We start from the raw sequence: 21,072 nt of genomic DNA on the forward strand, positions 1-21,072 counted from the left end.
GACACAGATCACACAAATAGGGAGTATAAGAGTGAAAACAATTAGGATGCCATTAGAGAAAAAAATTTTAGCCAACCACACGTGCCAACATTCAAAGTATGTGCAAAATGCACAATCAATGTGATTAGCACAAAGGCCGATAGCGGTCGTGGTAGAACTTTGATTTCTCTTGAAATTGTTTATGACTTAAAGATGAGCGTAAAAAGAGGGGGCAATTGATTGAAATGGCAATTAAGGAGTGCTTATGGCCATTTTGTGATGATTTTTGGACATAAAAAAAGCGCATCGCCTTAAACAGGAGATACGCTTTTTTTCGTGTTGGTCTATGCTATAGCGCGTTTAAATAAACGTAGCTCTTTGCATAGAAACAGAAGCATTGAAAGCTTGAAAAATAAGCTTTCTAAGACAATTAAGACTGCTTCTGAGCACCGAGCATACCGAAGCGCTTCTTGAATGCCTCAACACGGCCGCCAGTATCAACGATCTTCTGCTTGCCGGTGAAGAATGGGTGGCATAAAGAGCAGACTTCGATGTCGATGTCGTGACCAGCGGTTGAACGAACCTGGAACTTATTGCCGCATGAGCAACGTACGTTTACTAACTCGTACTGTGGGTGAATATTCTTTTGCATTTGGACCTCAGTGCATGTCGCCATTCAGCCGCCTACAAATCATTGCGCCGAACACCACATGCGGTATTAAAAAAGAGCGCCTTATCATACAGAACAATTTACCAAAACTCAAGATCTCTTTTTAGTTTCTTACAATGTCTGATCTTTACCAAAATAAAACCGCATATTTAAGCCATTTACCCACAACCTAGTGTAGGCGTGCACCTTAAAATCTTGCAACGATCTTTATAAAACAATTTCACAATTTGAAGATATGCCTTAGTTAGTTGCTAGCCATCTTGCTAAAACCGCTTATATATCGCATAGCAACTTTCACTTGCACCACTTTGTTATCTAGCTAGACTCGTGTGATAGCATGATGACCTGACATCGGCTCAATAATTAATGTTGTTGGCATAGCAGGCACAGATGATAGACTCGACAAACAAGCAGCTAGACTTACAAATTAACAGCGTTACAGACGCTGAGCATGAGCGTGTCTCATCATCAGGTAGTGACCATAAGCATGCTAAAGCATCGTATGCCTCATCTGGTAGTGACCATGTGCATGCTAAAGCCTCGCATGCCTCATCATCAGGTAGTGCCCATGAGCATGCTAAAGCGTCGTATGCCTCATCTGATGCCGATGACTTTATGAGTGAAGAAGGATGTACGCTGCATTTAAGAACCGACAAGGTTATATGTAGTTCTTGTGAAAGTGCTAAGCATAGCGCTCCGAACTTACAGATGAGTGAGGCTCATGGCTCTAAAGGCGCTAGTAAGCATCTTAGAGAGAGTAATACGAGCGATCTTATTAGTCCTGAGTCCTTTTGCGACATCCTCAAGCCGCAGCCTTTTAGTGATCTACTTAATTCAAATGATCTATCATTAGGAGCATCATTTGCACCTATTCAAGATAATAGTGGAGTTATCTCCACAAAAGGCACGGTTCCTGAAGCTCTCAGCGCCCCTGATGTGTATATTCCGCTGACAGGCTCTGACTTTACATCACATATCCATCAGAACCACTGTCAAGAAGAACTTCCTTTAAATCCTGCACTTGGATTGCTCTTTGAAGATGAAGATAGCGTTTTACAAAGCCCTGATAAGAGTTCCTTAAGTCAGCTAGGTAAGACCTGTGCATTGCAGCAAATTGATGAAGAGGCAGCAGCGCAAGGATTTACCGTCGTTCAAGTAGCCGTAAATCGCGCCTTATACCAAACCTATGACTATAAGGTTAAGGGCAAATGCGATCAAAGCTATATCGGCCGCCGCGTAAAGATTAGCTTTGGTGTACGTTCTACTAAGCTCAAAGAAGTCGCTATTATTACTGGCATTGGTGCTTCTTCTATCTACTCGATTAAAAAGATCAAAGAGGCTCAAGTCTTAGATGATCAGCCGTGGATAGACGAGGCCGTCTTTAAGACATTAAAGTTTGCCTCTTCGTACTATCACTATCCTATTGGACAGACACTGCAGCTAGGCTTGCCGAAGATGATGCGCGAGGGCTCTCCTGCTACGTATAAGGAGATCCCAGGTTTTATCAACATGGTAAAACCTGGCAAGCTTGATGAGGCACTAGGCAAGCTACGCTCTAAAGGTCAAAAAGAGCTGCTGCTAGCACTGCAGTCAGGCCCGCGTAAACGACGTGAGCTGCGCGAACAAGGCTTTTCTTTGCAGCAAGAAAACGTGTTGATTCGCTTGGGTTTAGCAAAGAAGGTTGATCTTGCACAAGATCTGCCTCCTTTTGATCTCACTGGCGCATCAGCATGTGATGAGATCCTTGCAAATAAACCTTTTGAACTTAATGACGAGCAAGCATCGGTTCTAAAAGCCATCAACGAAAAAGATGGCTATGGTGTCTTTTTACTTAGTGGCGTCACTGGTTCTGGTAAGACTGAAGTTTATCTGCAGGCAATCGAGCACACCTTAAAACAAGGCAAAAAGGCGATGGTGTTGGTACCAGAAATCGCGCTTACACCTCAAACTTTTAAGCGCTTCTATGCTCGCTTTAAAGTGCCTATTGCTACCATGCACTCGACCTTGTCTGATCGCGAGCGTATGGATGCTTTCTTAGATATGGCATGTAATCGCGCCGCTATTCTTATCGGTACTCGTTCAGCCCTCTTTTCATCGATACCAGATCTAGGACTTATCGTCATCGATGAAGAGCATGACAGTTCCTTTAAGCAAAATGACGGTCTACGCTACCATGCACGATCACTTGCGGTGTATCGTGCGCATCTGTCTAATTGCAAGGTCATACTTGGTTCTGCTACACCGTCTTTAGAATCGGTATTCAACACTCAAATCGGACGTTATCGCCGTCTTGATCTCTTTAACCGCGCCAGGAACTCAAAGGTTCCAGATATTGTGGTAGTAGATCTCAAAACCGAAGAGCTCAACGACTCAGTAAGATCGGGAATTGGTTCAGTCTTAGAAAATGCCATTGGCGTAACCACAGCCAAGCACAATCAAGCTTTACTCTTCTTAAATCGTCGCGGCTTTTCTAATGCTTTAATCTGCCATACCTGCTGTAAGGTCATCACCTGTCCGCATTGCGATAATCAGCTTACGGTACATCGTAATATCGGCTCAATGAGATGCCATATTTGCGATTACTCAGCTCCAATCTTAAAAGACTGTCCATACTGCGGCGGAAAAGACACCTTACTTGAGATCGGTATTGGTACTGAGCAAGTAGAGAGCTACCTCAAAGAGCGCTTCCCAGATGTTGGTATTGAGCGTATTGATCGTGATGTCATAACCAGTAAAGAGAAGCTCGATCAGAGCTTAAAGCGCATACTCAATCATGAAAGTGAAATCATGATCGGCACACAGATGCTCGCTAAAGGCCATGACTTCCCAGATGTAACTACTGTAGGCATCATTGATGTGGACTCTGGTCTATTCTGCGATGACTTTAGAGGCCTTGAGTACACTGCTCAGTTAATTACTCAAGTAGCAGGACGCGCAGGACGTGCCGATAAAAGGGGTATTGTCTATATACAAACTAGATTCCCAGAACACCAATTGCTCACTCGCTTAACTACTGGTGACTTTAAGTACATCGGTCTTGCCTGTGAGCTTTTGGATATACGTCGTGAGATGTGCCTACCACCATTTACCTTTCAGGCAACGGTGATGACAAATTCCACAGATCGTAATAAAGCCTTTGATAGGCTTAAGGGTATTTTCCAAATCATTGGCAATAATAACCCGCTGCTGCAAAAGGTCTCGATGAGTCCAATCTTGCCCGACAAGATTGAAAAGCGCTTTAACCGCTACCACTTCCACATCACCATCACCGCCTTTACCCGCGATGATTTAAGTAAGCTCTTAGATGCTATTACCGATGCTTACTCTACCTTTAAAAACAATGGTGATCTGCGCTTTGCTATCGATGTAGACCCAATCAACAACTACTAAAGATACGATGGCTCTTTATAAAGCTTACTTACTTTCGCAGGTCCTACTTGCTTTCATGACGCTTACTTACTTTCGCGAAACTTACTTGCTTCCATAACGCTTACTTGTAGCGTTCAAAGGAGCTTAGTTTCTTGGAGTGAAACTTTAGTTAAATGCGTTTTGCGCACCGCTAGAGGCGCAATATCAACTAGCGGCGCATAGTTTAGACAAGCTCTTGAGGGGGGTAAGCTTAGATGCTCTTGTCTTGAGAGTCTTTACCTAGTTCGTCTACCTGCTCTTGAGTGGCTGCATAGGCTGCCGAGGTATCGTTACTGTTGCTTGTTTTAGTCGCAGAGGCTGTGTCTGCCTTATAGTCTAGGCCTTTAGAGGCCTCCCATAAGAAGACGTACTTTAAGAATGTATAAATAAAGGCACTTTGTGCTGCAATGTAGCCAGCACGACCATCCATAAAGCCGAGCTTTACAAAGTAAAGCTTAATAAAGCTAAAGATTGGGCTGAAGATGATCTTCATTAATGATGGCTTCTTGCCTTTAACAATATAACTTTGAGCTGACATCTTGGCGTAACGTACGGTACGTAAGAAGTGATCATTCACATCACGATATGAATAATGAATGATGTAGCCAGGTAAACGCTTCACCTTTGAGTCAGTATTCAATGACTCATGGACTAACTCACCTTCCCAACGTGGATTAGAATCACGACGGACTAAACGGAGGCGATAGTTAGGCTGCCAAGCATGCTTAAGTAACTTGCCTAAGTAGAAGGTAAGACGATTCATCTCATAAGCGTCGTGGCTATCCTCTTTGATAACCTTAACAATGGCATCCTTAAGCTCATCATTGAGCACTTCGTCAGCATCTAAAAATAAGATCCAGTCTTGAGTGCATTTAGGAATCAAAGAGTTCTTTTGCTTTACAAAGCCTTTAAACTCTTCTGTGTAAACCTTAGCACCAAAAGACTTAGCCACATCAATAGTTTTATCTGTAGACACGGAATTGATCACGATGATCTCAGAGGCGATGTCTTGAATCTTAGCTAAGGTTGGAGGCAATCTATCGGCCTCATTATGGGCGATCAGTGCTACTGTAAGACTGAGCTTTTCGTAGTGCTTGTCACCACTTGACTGTTCAGAACTTGTCTTTATAACTTCATCTACACTCTTAGACATTTTTTCTTGCTTATGACTTGCTTGATAGAGCGCTACTTCTTTGGAGCTATAAAACTGCTCTAATGATGTATTAATGATCTCAAGAGCCATGCTCTCTTCAAGCTCCTGCAACTCCTTAGTCTCTGCATGGAGCTTATTGCGATCAAAGGTTACAGGATGCTCATTAGTATCGCCGTATAAAGCCCAACGAGTATGAGAATTAGAGATACGACTTGAGTAAAAACAGATAACAGGTTTTCTGTAGTTTCCTGCAAATTGTGTAATACCGGTAGAAGGACCAATAAAGCAAGCTGATAAGTCAGTAAGCGCTGCAGCTACCATGAGTGAGTGCTCATTGATGCAGACATGTAAGTGCTCACGCAGCTTTTCAGGCACAGCAGCAATGACGCGCTCAATACGTTCTTGCTGGCTTTTAATGCCCATCACCACGATCTCAGGCACCAGTACAGAGTCATTATGTTGAGCACAAGTGACACAAGAGTGCGCATTTAAATCTTGCTGAGAGTCAGCTTTAAGATCATTGCTTTTACTTGCTTTAGTAGCATATGAAGATAGGATGCCGGTGATTACTTGTGAGTAGTGAGCCTCAGAAAGATTAGAGCCTGAACCACCAGTAAATGGGTTAATCAGGATGAATGGCTTATCAGCGATATTTAAGGAAGCAATGAGCTCTTTAGCCTTAGCGCCATCCTCATCAGTGTAGGCAATACGATCAAAGTGAATACCAACCTTGTCAAAAAGCTCAGGATCAAGGTGCTTTATAAGATCAAGATTATATTCAGCCTCACTCTTGATGCACTCAGAGCGCTTTTGTCTAAAACCTCGATTGTAATGAATGAATGACCATAACTTTGAATGTGGGCCAATGCGTACCTTTGCACCTGACTTTGAGGCAATACTAGAGATATGGTTGTTAGAGACTAAGGCTATAAACACATCAGGGTTAAATGAGCGCAGCTTGCTAATTAAAGAGGCATCATCTTTGTAATCATCAATGCTAATAACCTCATCGATGCATTTGACGTGCATGGCTACAGCACGATTAGCATTACTAACAAGAGCAATGATTCTAGCTGATGGGTACATGGCTTTAGCTGTAGCGTATGACGGAATAGACACGACAAAATCGCCGATCTTATCGGTTCGAGAAATGATGATGTTATTGATACTTGCCATATCTACCTCAAAAGCTTACGTCTACACACTCTCATCTTTGGCTTTGCAAAACCATGCTTGAAGCCACGTAGGTCTCTAATATTTCTAGTTTAACATGCCTATTAGCCCCTTGTTTTAAGTAAGGGTCTTTGCACTTGTACTGACGCAAAACGCTAGTGGTTCGACGAGTGCGTCACTAATTGTATATGCTACTGAAAATAGACATGAGCACCATGCGATTAGCTGTTAGCCTTCATCTCTGAGGTTTTTGCTTGCGCTGCTGCAGCGACAGATACAACCGCTGCGGCGGCGACTGCTGCTGCAGCTGCAATTGCAATTGCAAAGCTCATTGTGCTCAATACATTATTGTTGGCAATTGCGCCCTCATGAGAGCATCTCAAGCGACTCAACAAGGGTCGAACTTAAAGGTCATAAGGCGTCAACTATAGAGCATCACCCGCATTCTTACGCGATCTGTCTTTTACAAATGACCTGTTGAGCCTAGCGTCTATGCTATAATAGAAAATTCTGTGGACGCACTTAGAACTGTCCCTTGCAAGGCGCTTTTTTCTAAGCACCTGTAACGAACTAGACGGCATATCTATGCGTTCCATATCGTTTTTTAGCAAGCTGCTACATAGAGCACTTAAGTAAATCTTAAGATGCCCACTTAGCGTTAGTAACTAGCGCTTTAAAGTGTTTAGTAGCTCAGAGCTTATCTTTAAGAGCAATTGGTCGGGTCAATTTCGAAAATATGAAGAATCTCGTTGCCTCATTCGTACTTGCAAGTCTTAACAAGTTAAAAGCTGACTTTGATATCCCAGATGATATTCAAAGCAAGATCCGCATTGATCGCACCAAGGATAAGGCTCATGGTGACTTTGCCACCAACATCGCCATGATGCTTGCTAAGCCACTTGGCAAGAATCCACGTGAATTAGCTCAGCTCATTGTTGACGCTCTGCCTAACGATGAGCGTATTGCTAAGACAGAGATCGCAGGTCCTGGCTTTATCAATTTCTTCATTAACGCCAACCACACCGCATCTGCACTGCAGGCCATGCTCTTAGATGAGCGCTCTGGTGTGCCTTTAACTACTGAGCCACAAAACATTGTGGTTGACTACTCAGCTCCTAACGTAGCTAAGGAAATGGCTGTACACCACATCCGTTCTACCGTAATTGGTGATGCTGTGGTACGTGTACTTGAGTACTTAGGCCATAACGTTACCCGTGCTAACCACGTTGGTGACTGGGGTACTCAGTTTGGTATGCTCATCGCCTATCTCGAAAAGTGTGAAAACGAAAATGGCGCTGGCATGGATCTGAGCGACTTTGAGGCTTTCTATCGTGAGGCTAAGCGTCTTTACGATGAGGACGAAGAATTTGCAGTTAAGGCTCGTTCTTATGTAGTTCGTCTGCAAGGTGGCGATGAGTACTGCTATAGCATGTGGCAGAAGCTCGTTAAGATGACCATGGATCAAAATCAGGCTATCTATGATCGTCTGAACGTCACTCTCTCAGAAAAAGACACCATGGGAGAGAGCCTGTATAACGACATGCTGCCTGTTGTAGTTGATGATCTGTTAAAGCGTGGTATCGCTGTTGAGGATCAGGGCGCGGTTGTAGTCTATTTAGACGAGTTTAAGAACAAGGATGGCGACGTACTTGGCAACATTATTCGTAAGAGCGATGGTGGATACCTGTACACCACCACTGATATTGCCTGCGTAAAGTACCGTGTAGAGAAGTTCAAGGCTAACCGCCTCATGTACTTTATTGACTCACGTCAGCATCAGCACTTAGAAGCTGCATGGCAAATCTGTCGTATTGCTGGCTACCTGCCTGAGAATGTCTCTATTGAGCACGATGCATTTGGCATGATGCTCGGTAAGGATGGCAAGCCATTTAAGACTCGTTCTGGCGGTACTGTAAAGCTTAAGGATTTATTAGACGAGGCTGAAAAGCGCGTTGATGCTATGCTCACTGAGCGTGGCAGTGAGTACGATCCACAAGAGCGTAAGCAGATTTTACATGACATCGCAATTGGTGCTGTAAAGTATGCCGATCTGTCTAAGAATCGTCTTACTGACTACATCTTTGACTGGGATCAGATGCTCGCTTTTGAAGGCAATACTGCTCCTTACTTACAGTATGCATACAGCCGTATTCAGTCCATCTTCCGTAAGACTGACAGCGTTCCAGGCACCATTGTGATTAATCACGAGGCTGAAGAGGCTTTAGCTAACAAGCTGCTCTCCTTTGCTGATGCTGTTAACTCAGTTGCAGCTAAAGCTATGCCGCACCTGTTATGTACTTATCTGTTTGAACTGTCTGGCACCTTCATGCGTTTCTATGAAGCATGCCCAGTATTAAAGCAGGGTACGGATGAAGAAACTAAGGTCTCCCGTTTAGCTCTGTGTGCTTTAACTGCCAAGGTGCTCAAGCAAGGTTTAAATCTGCTTGGCATCAATGTCATGGAAAAGATGTAAAGCTTTTTATAGCTTATAAAAGCCATAACTACTGTTTTTAACTAACTATGCTGCCATGAAATTGCATGGCAGTTTAGCCTTAACTAGCTTTTTGCTAAGTTTCAGCTACTAAGCTTTTAGTAGCCTTAACAACATGTTTTGACAGCCATTTAAAGGTAATCGTTGTGAAGTTTAATCTAGGTGAAAAGGGCGGTTTGTCCAATCTGCCTCCGCAAAAGAAGCGTGTTTTAGCTATTGGCGGCATCGCTTTTATAGTTTTACTCTTTGTAAGCTTCCTGTTGTCACTTACTGAGGATGATGGCTCAAATCAAACTCAAGAAGTAGTTAGCCAAGAGGCCAATCAGCCTTTAGAGCAAGGTAGTTCAGGCGACCTGCAATTACCAAGCTCACAGCGTTATGACTTTGAAAATAACGTCGCTACTAATGGCGGTGGTATTGAAGATCTGTTAAACGACGCCCCTCAGACCGATGATGGTCCTATCGGCGTTGATAAGAGCCCATTTGAAAATCAGCCAAATACTCAAAGTCCATCTCAAGGACTTGGTCCTCTACCAATGCCAACTGAAGAGGAAGAAGCATTAGGTGGGCAGCAAGCTCAAGAGCAAGCCCCTGAGGCTCCTCAAGCAGCTCCTGCTTCAACTAAAGCAGTACTCTATTGCGATAGTTACACCAATGCTGCTGATGCAGAAAGCCAAAAGGCTGTCCTCGCTTTCCAGGGCGTAGCCGCTCAGGTAGTTAAGAATCAAGATGGCACTTTAGGCTTGAAGCTTGGCCCATTCCCATCAGCAGAGCGTGCTCGTGAGGCATTCTCTTTCTTAGCTGATAAGGGTCTCTTACAACAATGCGGCCTCATTCAAGAATAAAGAGCGCTTAGAGCATTGAGCTGCTGTTAAGTGGCCATGCTTTGGGGGCTCAAAAACCCATTTTTGATACAGTTTTACAAACTCAAACTAGTTTTATTTGCCAAGGCTTACTTGAACAAAATAGCCATACAGGCAAGGGCACATAGATAGATTACGCTTATCTCAAGATGCCCACATGGTCGAGATCTGATAGCAATCATCTAATCGACTATGGGTAATGAACTAGAAAAACTAATATCGAGTGTAGGATAAGGTTTTACTATGACAACCATCGTTTCTGTTCGTCGCAATGGCACAGTTGCCGTAGGTGGTGACGGTCAGGTTACTATGGGCCAGTCTTCTATCTTAAAAGACAATGCCCGCAAGGTACGTCGCCTGTACAAAGGCCGTGTAATCACTGGTTTTGCAGGCTCAACTGCCGATGCATTTACTCTTTTAGATCTGTTTGAAAAGAAGCTTGAAGCCCACCAAGGTATTTTGGAGAGAGCTTGTGTTGCTTTAGTTAAAGACTGGCGTACTGATAAGATGCTCCGTAAGCTGGAGGCCATTATCATTGCTGCAGATAAGGATCACTCATTCTTAATCTCTGGCACTGGTGACGTAGTACGTATGGATGATGACATCCTCGCTACTGGCTCAGGTGGTAACTTTGCGCTCTCTGCTGCACGCGCCTTAGTCCGCAACACCGACTTAAGCGCTGAAGATATTGTTAAGAAGTCCTTAGAGATCGCCGGTGAGATTTGTGTATTCACCAATCAAAACCACATCATCGAGACTATTAGCTGCGATGAAAAGGATGAGTCCAACGCAACCAAAGATGCTCCAGAGACCAAGGAGCAGGGCAGCTGCCAGAGCTTTTAGGAGATAGCGCATGTCTGAATTAACCCCACGCGAGATTGTAAGTGAGTTAGATCGCCACATCGTTGGCCAAGCTGCTGCGAAGCGTTCTGTAGCCATTGCTCTGAGAAATCGTTGGCGTCGTATGCAGTTAGACCCAAAGATTCGTCAGGAAATCTATCCAAAGAATATTCTGATGATAGGCCCTACCGGTGTTGGTAAGACTGAAATCGCACGTCGCTTAGCCACTCTTGCTAAGGCTCCTTTCATTAAGGTTGAAGCCACCAAGTACACTGAGGTTGGCTATGTTGGTAAAGAAGTAGACTCCATTATCCGCGAGCTTGCTGAAGTATCCATGAAGCTCGTTAAAGAAGAGGCTGCTAAAAAGAATAATGCCCGTGCAGAAGAGGCCGCTGAGGAGCGCATCTTAGATGCACTGCTGCCATCCCCATCAGCAACTGAAGAGGAAAAGCGTAACAACGCTACACGTCAGAACTTCCGCAAAATGCTGCGTGAGGGCAAGCTTGATGATCGCGAGATCGAAATCCGCATTGCTGATAAGTCAGGCTCTCCTTTACAGATCTTAACTCCAGGCAATGGTGCCATGGAGGATATGAACAATCAGCTTCAGTCACTGTTTGATTCATTATCTCCAAACCGCACCATCAACCGTAAGATGAAGATCAAGGACGCTTTTAAAGAGCTGACTCAAGAAGAGGCCGAGAAGATGACCTCTACTGAAGATCTGCGTAATGAAGCAGTTAAGCAGTGTGAGAATCACGGCATTGTCTTCATCGACGAAATCGATAAGATCTGTGGTGGTGATGGCAGTAGCTCTCGCGGTGAGGTTTCTCGTCAGGGCGTACAGCGTGATCTGCTGCCTCTTATCGAAGGCTGCCAGGTCAACACCAAGTACGGCATGATTAAGACCGATCACATCCTCTTTATCGCCTCTGGTGCTTTCCAGATCGCCAAGCCATCTGATCTCATCCCAGAGCTGCAGGGTCGTCTACCAATCCGTGTTGAACTGCAGGCATTAACTGCTGATGATTTTGTACGCATCTTAACCGAGCCTCATGCTTCATTAACCAAGCAATACGAGTACTTAATGGCAACTGAAGGTGTAAAGATCACCTTTACCGATGATGCTATTAAGCGCATTGCTGAGGATGCCTACACTGTCAACGAAAAGACTGAGAATATCGGTGCCCGTCGTCTGCATACTCTGATGGAGAAGATCTTAGATCAGGTTTCATTTGAGGCCCCAGATAATCCTGGCACTACCGTGGTTATCGATGCAGCCTATGTAGATGAGCACTTAAGCGATATTGTTCAGGATGAGGATCTCTCACGCTATATTCTCTAAGCAACTGAGCTCTTATATTTACTTGGCACATGTGTAGTGAAAGTAGCGACAGATGCTGTCCTTAGCATCTAGGACTATATCTTTATGAAAAGAATCGCTTATACATGTGCCTTAAGATCAAGATCAGAGCACTCATAAAAGTTACTTTTTCTTAAGAAAAAGAGTGCTAAGATCTCGACAGGGCATCTATACGTACATATTTTCCAAGGTTCATTTATGGCAAATCGTGAACAGCTGAGTCTCAGAGAACTTGAGCTCTTACAGGAGCTCAATGAAATTGCCGCAAAGACTGATACTTTGAGCAGCAATATGGACGAGAAGTTCAGCTCCCTTGATAGAAAAGACGTTGAAATCGCTGCACTCAAGCGCAAACTTGAAGAGTACAAACGTGAAAACGAGCACTTGTGCGAACTCATTCAAACCTGGCGTTCAAGAATGGACAACGTGCTTAAGACTTTAGGTCAGATTAACAACTAAATCTGCACGATAAAAACGCGCCTTGGCGCGTTTTTTGTTTGCATAAGTCGATATTGCGAAAGAAACATTAAGACACAAAGTTAATGTCAAACTTTCGTACTACAGCTTCACGGCGTCCTTGCAAAGACGCCCCTTATATACAACCTGAATTACAAAGATTAAAAAGCTGCAGCTCTAATCAAGGTAGCGCATGCTTAAGCCTTATTTACCTTGCTTTCAAGTGCCGCTTGAAGCTCATCATCACACTAGCAATGTAGTTAAACTTGGCACCAAGCTCTTTGTATATACGGGTTTAGGATTAAAACATGGCCCACATTACAACAGTACATAAGATAGCTCAGGCACTTCCTAGATTTGAGGCATTGAAACTCAGCTTATGTACCATGGCGCTTGTTTTTAGCTGTAGTAGCTATGCTCAAGAAGAGACTAAACCTCAACAGGCAAGCTCAAGTATTAACTCTGTTGCCGATGTAGCAGAAGCAAAGAAAACCTCATCTTTGTCAAATACCAACACCACTGCTAGTGGTGCCGAAAACCTTCGTAATGCCATTGATAAAAAGACCACTGCTATTGATAAGTCTGGTGCCTACGTCAATGCATCTGCTCTTAAGACCAATGCAGACAAGGTAAGCCCAAGCTCTGAGCAAGTGGGCAGCAATGTCAAAGAGAAAGCTAAGGTCTACCGTGATCCATATGGTAATAGACTTAAGGCTCCTCCTCGTAAGCAAAGCTTTGAGCAAAGATCACAAGAAGAGGCGCGTACTGCTGAAAAGATCGCGCAGTCAAATCTCAATCGCCCAACTAGCTCCTTAAGTAAGGTTGCAACAAGTACTGCAGCTACTGTGGCAAGTACGCAGGCTCTAGCAAGTAACGATAGCAAGGTTGTAGCAATTAAAGAGACTCCTCTTAAAAGTGCGGTAGTTTTCTTTACTAAGCCAGAAAAGAGCTCAACCCATAATGTTGACGCTATGAGCGGTGCCTCTACAGTTAAAGTGGAGCAGAACATCCTTGGTATTACTGAGTATGAGGCAAGTCTCATTGCTAAGTACACTAAGGCAGATATGTATCGCATCGAGAGAGATCACCCATACTCATCTAAGCACTCAGAACTTATTATGCAAAGTTCTGACGAGATGGACTCTGGCCTCCCTCCTCAAAGCAAGATCACTCCAAATTTTGATCCATCTTCATATGATGTCATCTTTGTAGGCTTCCCACTGTGGTGGTCTGATATGCCTATGCCGCTGTACTCTTTCTTTGAAGACCATGATCTTTCAGGCAAGATTGTGATCCCATTTTGTACCTACGGCAACAAGTCAAGAAATAAGGTATTTACCAAGATCTCCAAGCTTGAGGCCAATGCCAATGTACCTATCAAGGCAGGTCTTAAGTCATATCGCGCTGACATTGCCAAAGACGGTGAGCGTATCGTCAAAGAGTGGTTAATTAAGCTCGACAATAACAGCTTTAAAGGTTTATTGCCAAAGGACTCTGAGGCAAAACAACAAAGTGCTCCTCAAGAGGGCCAAAATACTGATAGCACTACTTTAAGCAAAGATCCTCAAGATGCAGGCACAAACAATACTCAAGCTCGTGCCAATAGCTTTGCCCCTGGCAAAACTCCATCAGTTAAGCCAGCACCATAGCACCATCGTTATCTAAGCTTAGAGCGTATATAGCCTATACCCTAAAACGTCGTGCTCAAAATTACTCTTGTAATAGTGCGATCTATAAAGATAACGCACACATATCCTTATAGACCACAAGAGTAAAAAATGATCACCTTGCGCACCTTAAATTTGACGTAGTTGATCAAATTAATCGCATAGACATTGGGATGGCTAAGACGGCATTGTTTGTGCACTTTCATGATTTTGTAATATCTAGTATGCTTGCTAAACGTGCTTTTGACACTATGTCCCCATAGTCTCAAGCCCATTTAGTTACAGCACTAACAAGCGCCTAAACTGATTCATCACTGCTTAATCTTATGCCTAAGTCACCTTCAGCCAAAAAACTTCTAACAGCCACTGGTTTGCTGTGCGCCATCTTTGCCGTCAGCACTCCATTCTGGCTGTTTACTAGTGAGCAATCCGTGTCCGTCGTTAACAAGAACAAAGTCTCAACAAAAGACGCGGCTACAAAGGTCGACTCATCCACCCCATCTAAGGACAGTGGTAGCAACAACTCCTCAGACAAGGTCTCAAAATCTGATACTAAGGCCAAGAACAAAGACTCAGATTCAGATAAAGCCAACAAAGCAGATACTAAGGCCAACGCCAAAGATTCAGATAAGGCCAATACAGCAGATACCAAGGCACAAGACGTAGACTCAGATAAGGCCAACAAAGCAGATACTCAGGCCAAAGACCAAGATTCAGATAAGGCCAACACAGCAGATACCAAGGCACAAGGCAAAGACTCAGATAAGGCCAACACAGCTGATACTAAGACACAAGACAAAGACTCAGACTCAGATAAGGCCAACACAGTAGATACTAAGGCCAAAGATTCAGATAAGACCAACATAGCAGATACTAAGGCCAAGGCCAAAGACTCAAACAAGGCACAAGACAAAGCATCAGATAAGGTCAACGATTCAGATACTAATAACAAAGAGTCTGATAAGGTAAAGGCTGCTGAGTCTAAGACAGATGGCAAGGATGCTCAGGGCAAGACAAGCAATAAAGAATCTGCAGCGATTAATGAGGCTAAGAGCAAGTCCTCAGGTGAGGATAAGTTTGCCACTGCTGCTGTAGAAAAGGATGAGTTATCTGAAAGTGTGCTTTCAGAAGGTCAGAGCATTGCGCAAAAGCCACAGAGCCTTGCAGATAAAGTACGCGACATTACTAAGAGTCGTACTGCTGAGGATAAAGCAGCCTATGAAAGAGCAATAAAGGAAAGAGAGCAGCAAGTTGATGATGCCATTGCCTCCATCTCTGGCAACTATAAAATCTACTTGCCAAATATGTTTAGCGAAAAGGCTGTTGTTATCTACTTCTCAGCTCCGGTTAGCTCCACCAAGATCAATTTAAGAAAGGATGCTGATCTTAGCAAGCTTAAGATTGACTCGCTTAGTGGTGCTACACAAGTTAAGTACCAAGATCAGGATACTTTCCAAGATGTATCAGAGCCAGCGATGGATTACATTGCCAATACGCTCAGCAAAGAAAGTGGTGCCCAGCTCTTTAAGGTAGCTACTGTCACTACCTATCCAGACAACGTATCTAAGCTCTACTCTATGTCTTTTGATGAGCTCAGCAATAGCGAGTATCCAGAGCTTACTGACGATGTCCTTTTAAACATTGATGAGTACTCAGTTATATATCTTTGCTACCCTAATTGGTGGGGTAACATGCCAGGTGCAATTTACAGCTTCTTAGCCAAATACGACCTGTCAGATAAGATCATTGTTCCAGTGTGCTTATACGAAAAAGATAAGTTTTCAGGCACTACAGACACCATCGCAACCATCGAGCCTAATGCTAGTGTCTATAGCAAGGGCTTACTCATCTCTAAAGAAGAGTGCAAGAACGAAAGCAACATGCGCAGTAAGATACGCACCTTCTTAACCGAGCTTTCTAAAGAGTTTGAGTAGCAAAACTGCGTGCAAACAAGATAGTTGTACCGCATAGTAATTGATAAGCCTAGATAGTTGTACCGCATAGTAATTGATCAGCCTAGATAATTGCGCTGCAAAGCAAAAAGGCCGTTACTGTTTGATTGAGACAGACAGTAACGGCCTTTTTTCATAGGCTCAGAGCAACTCTGAGCTACTAATAGCTTGAATCTAACAGATTACTCTATGGTAAAACCTGGGCATTTTCAGGCTTTGTTGCGTCCACTTGAGTGACGTTTGAGCCCTTAGCTTTATCCTGTGAAGCAGCACCTTGGGATGGATCTGCTGCTTGGGATGGAGCTGCAACTTGATTAGATGACTCTGTAGCCTCATTTGTCAGGGCGCTGCCATTGTCTTGAGATGCTGTGCTCTTATCTACAGTGCTGTCATCTTCTGACACGATCTCTAAGGCGCTTTTTGCTTTACGCATGGTAAAGTTGCGCTCTTTACACTCCTCTTCAGTAAGACGAGGACGTAGCAACGCAAATAAAATAGCACCTACTAGGACACCGCTGAGAATCGATAGCATATAAAGCATGCTATTAACTGCGATTGGGAAGAGGAACACGCCACCATGAGGAGCGCAAATACCGCAGCGGAAGTACATGCTTAAGGCACCTGCAACGGCAGATCCGCAAATACAAGCAATACGTAATCTTTGAGATGAAGCTAAATAAGGGATTACACCTTCGGTAATAAAGAGCATACCCTTGAATATAGCTCGGTAAGCGCCATCGTACTCTTGTTTATTGAAGCTATGACGACCAATGAAGCGAGCAGCAACACCTGCAGCCATTGGTGGCACCATACCGCCTGCCATAACTGCACCCATCACTAATGAGCCAGGGCCGGTTTCTGGTAAACAATCAGCAAGTAAGAGCACACCACTAGCGTAGGCAATCTTATTGAATGGACCTCCCATATCTGCTGACATCATGGCCGCAAGGATTGCACCTATTGCAACCAACACTATCGTATCAGCCTCAAGGAGCAGATCATTTATAAGGTTGTCTATCAGTGCCGCTGGGATATTGGTTATAAACTGAGCAATTAAGGTCGTGAATACAGCGCCCGCTAATGGATAGACCAGCAAGGCGAACATAGCATCATGGCCTTTTAAGAAGCGTTGGGCTATTCGCGCCACCACAAAGGCCACGCCTCCACCCACAAAGCCATTTAACAGCGCTCCTATCACGCCAGCGCCGGCCATATCGGCCATAACACCACCAGTAAATCCTGCTACTAGAGCCATACGTCCTGCCATAGAGAAGGCAATAAAGGCACTAAGTACAGGAAAGAGCAAGGTACCGATACTGTAACTAATTGAGTCTAAAAATAGACCTAAGCTGCTGGTCTTAACCAACTCTAAGCGAGCCACAGCTGACAAGATACCTGCAGTAGCTGCCAGTGGCAGAATATAGGTTAAACCGCTCATCAGATGGCGGTAGAGCTTCATTGGCAGGTTATAAGACTCATGAGATGATGAGCCTGCCTTATACACCGGGCAATTTGGATCGAGCGCTTGTTTAAGTAGCATCTCAGGTCGATGCACGCCATCGATAACACCAGAACGCACCATGCGCTTGCCAAGGAAGCGATCAATATCCACAGCACGATCTGCTGCCACAATAACGGCCTTGGCTGAAGCGATATCCTCTGGCAAGAGGCTATTGCGATTACCTGCGGCGCCATCAGCTTCAACCTTGATGGAAATGCCCATCTCTTTAGCTTTATGCTCTAAAGATTCGGCCGCCATATAAGTATGTGACAAACCAGCAGGGCATGCAGTTACTGCAACAATATCGTACTTGACCTTGTTCTCTTGGTGCTCTGCTTGCTCTTCGTTTTGGCTTTGCTCTTCTTCTTTCTTATCCTCAACAGACTCTGCCTTATCGATGATATCTAAAAACTCATCAGGTGTTTTTGCCTCAAGCACATGATGACGAAAGCCCTCATCCATAAGCAGAGTAGATAATCTAGCTAAAACATCGATATGGGCATCTGATGCCTGATGAGGGGAGGCGATCATGAAGATGAGATGTACTGGCTCGCCATCTACAGAATCAAAGTCGACACCATCAGGGACGACCATGGCAGCTAGTCCAGTGCGAATTACGGCATCGCTCTTAGCATGAGGAATAGCAATGCCCTCACCAAGACCTGTTGAGCTGCTACGCTCGCGATCAAAAACTGCTTCACAAAAGCGGTTGATATCACTAATACAGCCAGTTTCGGCCATGATCTCAACTAGCTTAGAAATAGCAGCTTCCTTACTTACCGGATTGGCATCTAAACATACAGAATGCCTATCCAAAAGATCGCGAATCCGCATACATCTACCTTTCAATTACTTTCCAAAAAGCAAAGACGCAAACAACTCATTTAGAGACGGATAATGCGTCACCTACAGACTATATACCTGTTAGCTGCCAACGGTTGTAAGTATCTACAAGTACTAGCCTAAACGTCTTGATCCTAGGCTAATAACTTATTGATAGAGTCTATTCTATCATCATGTGTCAAGGCATTACTGATAAGAGATTAGTATGTAGTGCTACTAGATGGGCAAAATGCTCATCTAGAGGCTATCTGACATAACTAAGTCTCTAGTGAGCACATAAAGCAAAGGGGGCTGCCTCACATAACTAAGTCTCTAGTGAGCACATAAAGCAAAGGGGGCTGCCTCATATCTCTAAACTATGAAGAGATAATGGCAGCCCCCTGTGCTTATGAAGCTTGATTAACGCTTGTGCTTAATGCACAAGCGCTAATCAGAACTAAATAGCTATGCTTTAACAGCTGCTGAGGTGCTATCTGCATGCTGTTCATCAGTATCACTTTTAACAGATGCACTTTCTTTGTTCTTATCTGCATCTGAGTTGTAGTAGCCACGAGGCACCTGACAGAACTGGCTATCAATAAAGGTAATATCCTTAAATGTTGCTGCCTGATCAGGCTCCATATGCAGAGTTATGTCAGCATCCTCAAAGAAGCGGCGGATATTGTGCTCAGCCTCATCAGCAATATCATGAGCTCTCTGGAAGCTCATAGTTCTGTCGAGCACGATATGGCACTGAATATAGATCTGAGGACCTGCCTTACGGGTACGCAAATCATGGAATGAATCAATACCCTCAACGGATAAAATCGCACGGATGATCTTGGAGTGATCTTCTACACTTAAAGACTTATCGAGAAGAGTACCAATTGCAGTATGTCCAATGTGGTAGGAGCTGTGCATGATGTATAAGCCTAAAAGAATAGTGACTACACCATCAGCCCAGTCATAACCCATCTTAGATAAGACTAAGGATAAGATAACACTGAGGTTTAAACCCACATCGGATAAATAGTGGAAGCGATCGGCCTCAATTGCCTCACTCTTAGTCACCTTGCAAACATAGCCTTGGAACATAGTCAGCATAATCGTGACGACAATGGAGGCTATCGACACGTAGATAGCAATATCGATATAACCAATCTTCACAGGATTAATGGTTCTATCAAAGCCATTGAAGATCAGCAATAGCGCCGAACCACCGATGAAGGCAGCTTGTGACAAGGATGCTAAAGCCTCTGCCTTATAGTGACCAAAGCGGTGCTTGTCATCAGCTGGTGAGAGTGCATAACGCAGAGCCAACAGATTGATAAAGGAGGCACTCAAATCGATAAGCGAGTCAGTGAGAGAAGCTAAGATGGAGCTTGAACCTGAGACTAACCATACGCCAAACTTCATCACAATAAGGATGATAGCTGTAGCTACGGATGCGACACCGGCTAAAATCACTAAGCGCTTGTATGTACCCTTGATCTCTTTAGGCTCTTCTTTTTCTTTCTCAGCGCCACAGCATGAGCCTGATACTTGATTTTCATTATCAGACAAATGAATAGGACAGTCAGGACTATCAGTACCTGGGCAGCCTACTGGACGCTCAAAATCCTGATGATTCATGCACAGCTTCATTTGCTCTGGAGTACAGCAGCACTCATGAGTATGTGTACCATCTGGAGACGCTGTTCTTAGAATAACGACGCGGTTTTTATCTCGCTGTAATGAATCGCTACTAGTATTAGTATCCTTAACACTTGCATCGGCTGCATTGTTCGAGACCGCCTCTGGTGCTGAGGCTTTACTAGCATCTGCAGGAGCTACACTTTGTATAGCGCCTACAGTCTCTTTAGTATCATTGAGCATAGTTTAAGTTGTCTCTGAGTATTTGGTTTAGTTCTTATTGGTAAACCACATTTGGTCTAATACCATATTCACAAGACAGCATAACAACAACTAACATCTTGCTGCCTTATCCCATGTCTAACTAGGCATGAGCACATCCCATGCTCTTTAACAAAGCTACTCCCTTAAAAGCATGAACGCTCATCTTCTAGGATTAGCCACATATACCGATAAGCATATGATGTGTTAACAAAAAAAGCGCCGTAGCGCTCTTAAAGTTCTATCTCCTTATTATAAGCCGATTTTGCACTCTCATCATGCTATGAGACAAACTAAACAAGCTACCTTGCTCGCTATAGACTCATGGCTTATTAAAGCGCAACCATAACACTATCCTTTACGTATATTCTTGAATTTTAAGCCCCACAAAAATTCAGCTTCTAGACTCTGTTAAGGGATTGTCCAATTGCGTTGCCTTTGCGCACTTGCTGTTAATTGCCCATGACAGGTCGGATTTGCACAAACTAGCTTTGGATTAGATGAAATCTTATTGGGCAAGGGCATGAAAAAAGTGTGAGGCGTGACTAAAAAGCAGCTGAAAGTTACTATAGCTAAATGTTTAGGGCTAACTTTTGCCACCATACATAGTAGAGTAGTTAATATGCCACTGCTGTCTATTGCCTTTAAGGCTACGTACTGACAGTCATGGGCCTTTATAACACTTGTTGGTTTTAACCATCAGTGTCTAGCTGTGAGCATAAGGATGATGAAAGAAAAGGTTTTTGGTACAAATCACGCTAAGAACTATCATCAATTGCACACAATATATGGTTAGTTTGGCGTGATGATATATCACGACTTAGCAATTATCTTTAAAGTA

Annotated in this window: 12 protein-coding genes; 8 read left to right on the forward strand and 4 right to left on the reverse strand. The window is 43.8% G+C overall.

Annotation, left to right across the window (positions count from 1 at the left end):
• Positions 1-409: 409 nt before the first annotated feature.
• Complete coding sequence (gene rpmE, locus RDO37_RS04190) at positions 410-631, reverse strand: 50S ribosomal protein L31 (RefSeq protein WP_027940088.1); 222 nt, start codon at positions 629-631, stop codon at positions 410-412.
• 408 nt (positions 632-1,039) lie between these two features.
• Here rpmE and priA point away from each other — a divergent pair, with 408 nt between their 5' ends.
• A complete protein-coding gene (priA, locus tag RDO37_RS04195; protein WP_308498218.1) occupies positions 1,040-4,039 on the forward strand; it encodes a primosomal protein N' in 3,000 nt (999 codons plus the stop codon).
• A gap of 229 nt (positions 4,040-4,268) precedes the next feature.
• Here priA and RDO37_RS04200 read toward each other — a convergent pair whose 3' ends face one another.
• On the reverse strand, positions 4,269-6,386 hold the full coding sequence (locus tag RDO37_RS04200) for a glycosyltransferase (protein ID WP_308498219.1): 2,118 nt from the start codon (positions 6,384-6,386) through the stop codon (positions 4,269-4,271).
• A gap of 733 nt (positions 6,387-7,119) precedes the next feature.
• On the opposite strand from RDO37_RS04200, the gene argS reads away from it, so the two are divergent.
• From argS to RDO37_RS04235, 7 genes are all read left to right on the forward strand, one after another.
• Positions 7,120-8,856: an arginine--tRNA ligase gene (gene argS, locus RDO37_RS04205; protein ID WP_308498220.1), complete on the forward strand. Its 1,737-nt coding sequence runs from the start codon at positions 7,120-7,122 to the stop codon at positions 8,854-8,856.
• Positions 8,857-9,020: 164 nt separating this feature from the next.
• Positions 9,021-9,719, forward strand: coding sequence for an SPOR domain-containing protein (locus tag RDO37_RS04210; protein ID WP_308498221.1), 699 nt, complete (start codon positions 9,021-9,023; stop codon positions 9,717-9,719).
• Between the two features lie 261 nt (positions 9,720-9,980).
• A complete protein-coding gene (gene hslV, locus RDO37_RS04215; RefSeq protein WP_044121980.1) occupies positions 9,981-10,580 on the forward strand; it encodes an ATP-dependent protease subunit HslV in 600 nt (199 codons plus the stop codon).
• A gap of 10 nt (positions 10,581-10,590) precedes the next feature.
• Complete coding sequence (gene hslU / locus RDO37_RS04220; RefSeq protein ID WP_027940084.1) at positions 10,591-11,922, forward strand: ATP-dependent protease ATPase subunit HslU; 1,332 nt, start codon at positions 10,591-10,593, stop codon at positions 11,920-11,922.
• Between the two features lie 216 nt (positions 11,923-12,138).
• Complete coding sequence (locus tag RDO37_RS04225; RefSeq protein WP_027940083.1) at positions 12,139-12,399, forward strand: hypothetical protein; 261 nt, start codon at positions 12,139-12,141, stop codon at positions 12,397-12,399.
• Positions 12,400-12,782: 383 nt separating this feature from the next.
• Positions 12,783-14,045 carry a flavodoxin gene (locus RDO37_RS04230; protein WP_308498222.1) on the forward strand — a complete coding sequence of 421 codons (1,263 nt, stop codon included), beginning with the start codon at positions 12,783-12,785 and terminating at the stop codon, positions 14,043-14,045.
• 344 nt (positions 14,046-14,389) lie between these two features.
• Positions 14,390-15,997, forward strand: a complete 1,608-nt coding sequence (locus RDO37_RS04235; protein WP_308498223.1) for a flavodoxin — start codon at positions 14,390-14,392, stop codon at positions 15,995-15,997.
• A gap of 205 nt (positions 15,998-16,202) precedes the next feature.
• Here the strand turns inward: RDO37_RS04235 and RDO37_RS04240 are convergent, their stop codons facing one another.
• The gene (locus RDO37_RS04240; protein ID WP_308498224.1) at positions 16,203-18,350 is read right to left on the reverse strand and encodes a fructose-specific PTS transporter subunit EIIC; all 2,148 of its coding nucleotides are present in this window, start codon (positions 18,348-18,350) and stop codon (positions 16,203-16,205) included.
• 453 nt (positions 18,351-18,803) lie between these two features.
• Positions 18,804-20,213 carry a cation diffusion facilitator family transporter gene (locus RDO37_RS04245; protein ID WP_308498225.1) on the reverse strand — a complete coding sequence of 470 codons (1,410 nt, stop codon included), beginning with the start codon at positions 20,211-20,213 and terminating at the stop codon, positions 18,804-18,806.
• Positions 20,214-21,072: the final 859 nt, after the last annotated feature.

Source organism: uncultured Anaerobiospirillum sp. (genome assembly GCF_902485895.1).
Classification (GTDB): domain Bacteria; phylum Pseudomonadota; class Gammaproteobacteria; order Enterobacterales; family Succinivibrionaceae; genus Anaerobiospirillum; species Anaerobiospirillum succiniciproducens.

Bases quoted from the DNA above. Each gene is read 5' to 3' on its own strand.
- rpmE (WP_027940088.1), bottom strand. From the start codon at position 631: ATGCAAAAGAATATTCACCCACAGTACGAGTTAGTAAACGTACGTTGC.
- priA (WP_308498218.1), top strand. From the start codon at position 1,040: ATGATAGACTCGACAAACAAGCAGCTAGACTTACAAATTAACAGCGTT.
- RDO37_RS04200 (WP_308498219.1), bottom strand. From the start codon at position 6,386: ATGGCAAGTATCAATAACATCATCATTTCTCGAACCGATAAGATCGGC.
- argS (WP_308498220.1), top strand. From the start codon at position 7,120: ATGAAGAATCTCGTTGCCTCATTCGTACTTGCAAGTCTTAACAAGTTA.
- hslV (WP_044121980.1), top strand. From the start codon at position 9,981: ATGACAACCATCGTTTCTGTTCGTCGCAATGGCACAGTTGCCGTAGGT.
- hslU (WP_027940084.1), top strand. From the start codon at position 10,591: ATGTCTGAATTAACCCCACGCGAGATTGTAAGTGAGTTAGATCGCCAC.
- RDO37_RS04225 (WP_027940083.1), top strand. From the start codon at position 12,139: ATGGCAAATCGTGAACAGCTGAGTCTCAGAGAACTTGAGCTCTTACAG.
- RDO37_RS04230 (WP_308498222.1), top strand. From the start codon at position 12,783: ATGGCGCTTGTTTTTAGCTGTAGTAGCTATGCTCAAGAAGAGACTAAA.
- RDO37_RS04235 (WP_308498223.1), top strand. From the start codon at position 14,390: ATGCCTAAGTCACCTTCAGCCAAAAAACTTCTAACAGCCACTGGTTTG.
- RDO37_RS04240 (WP_308498224.1), bottom strand. From the start codon at position 18,350: ATGCGGATTCGCGATCTTTTGGATAGGCATTCTGTATGTTTAGATGCC.
- RDO37_RS04245 (WP_308498225.1), bottom strand. From the start codon at position 20,213: ATGCTCAATGATACTAAAGAGACTGTAGGCGCTATACAAAGTGTAGCT.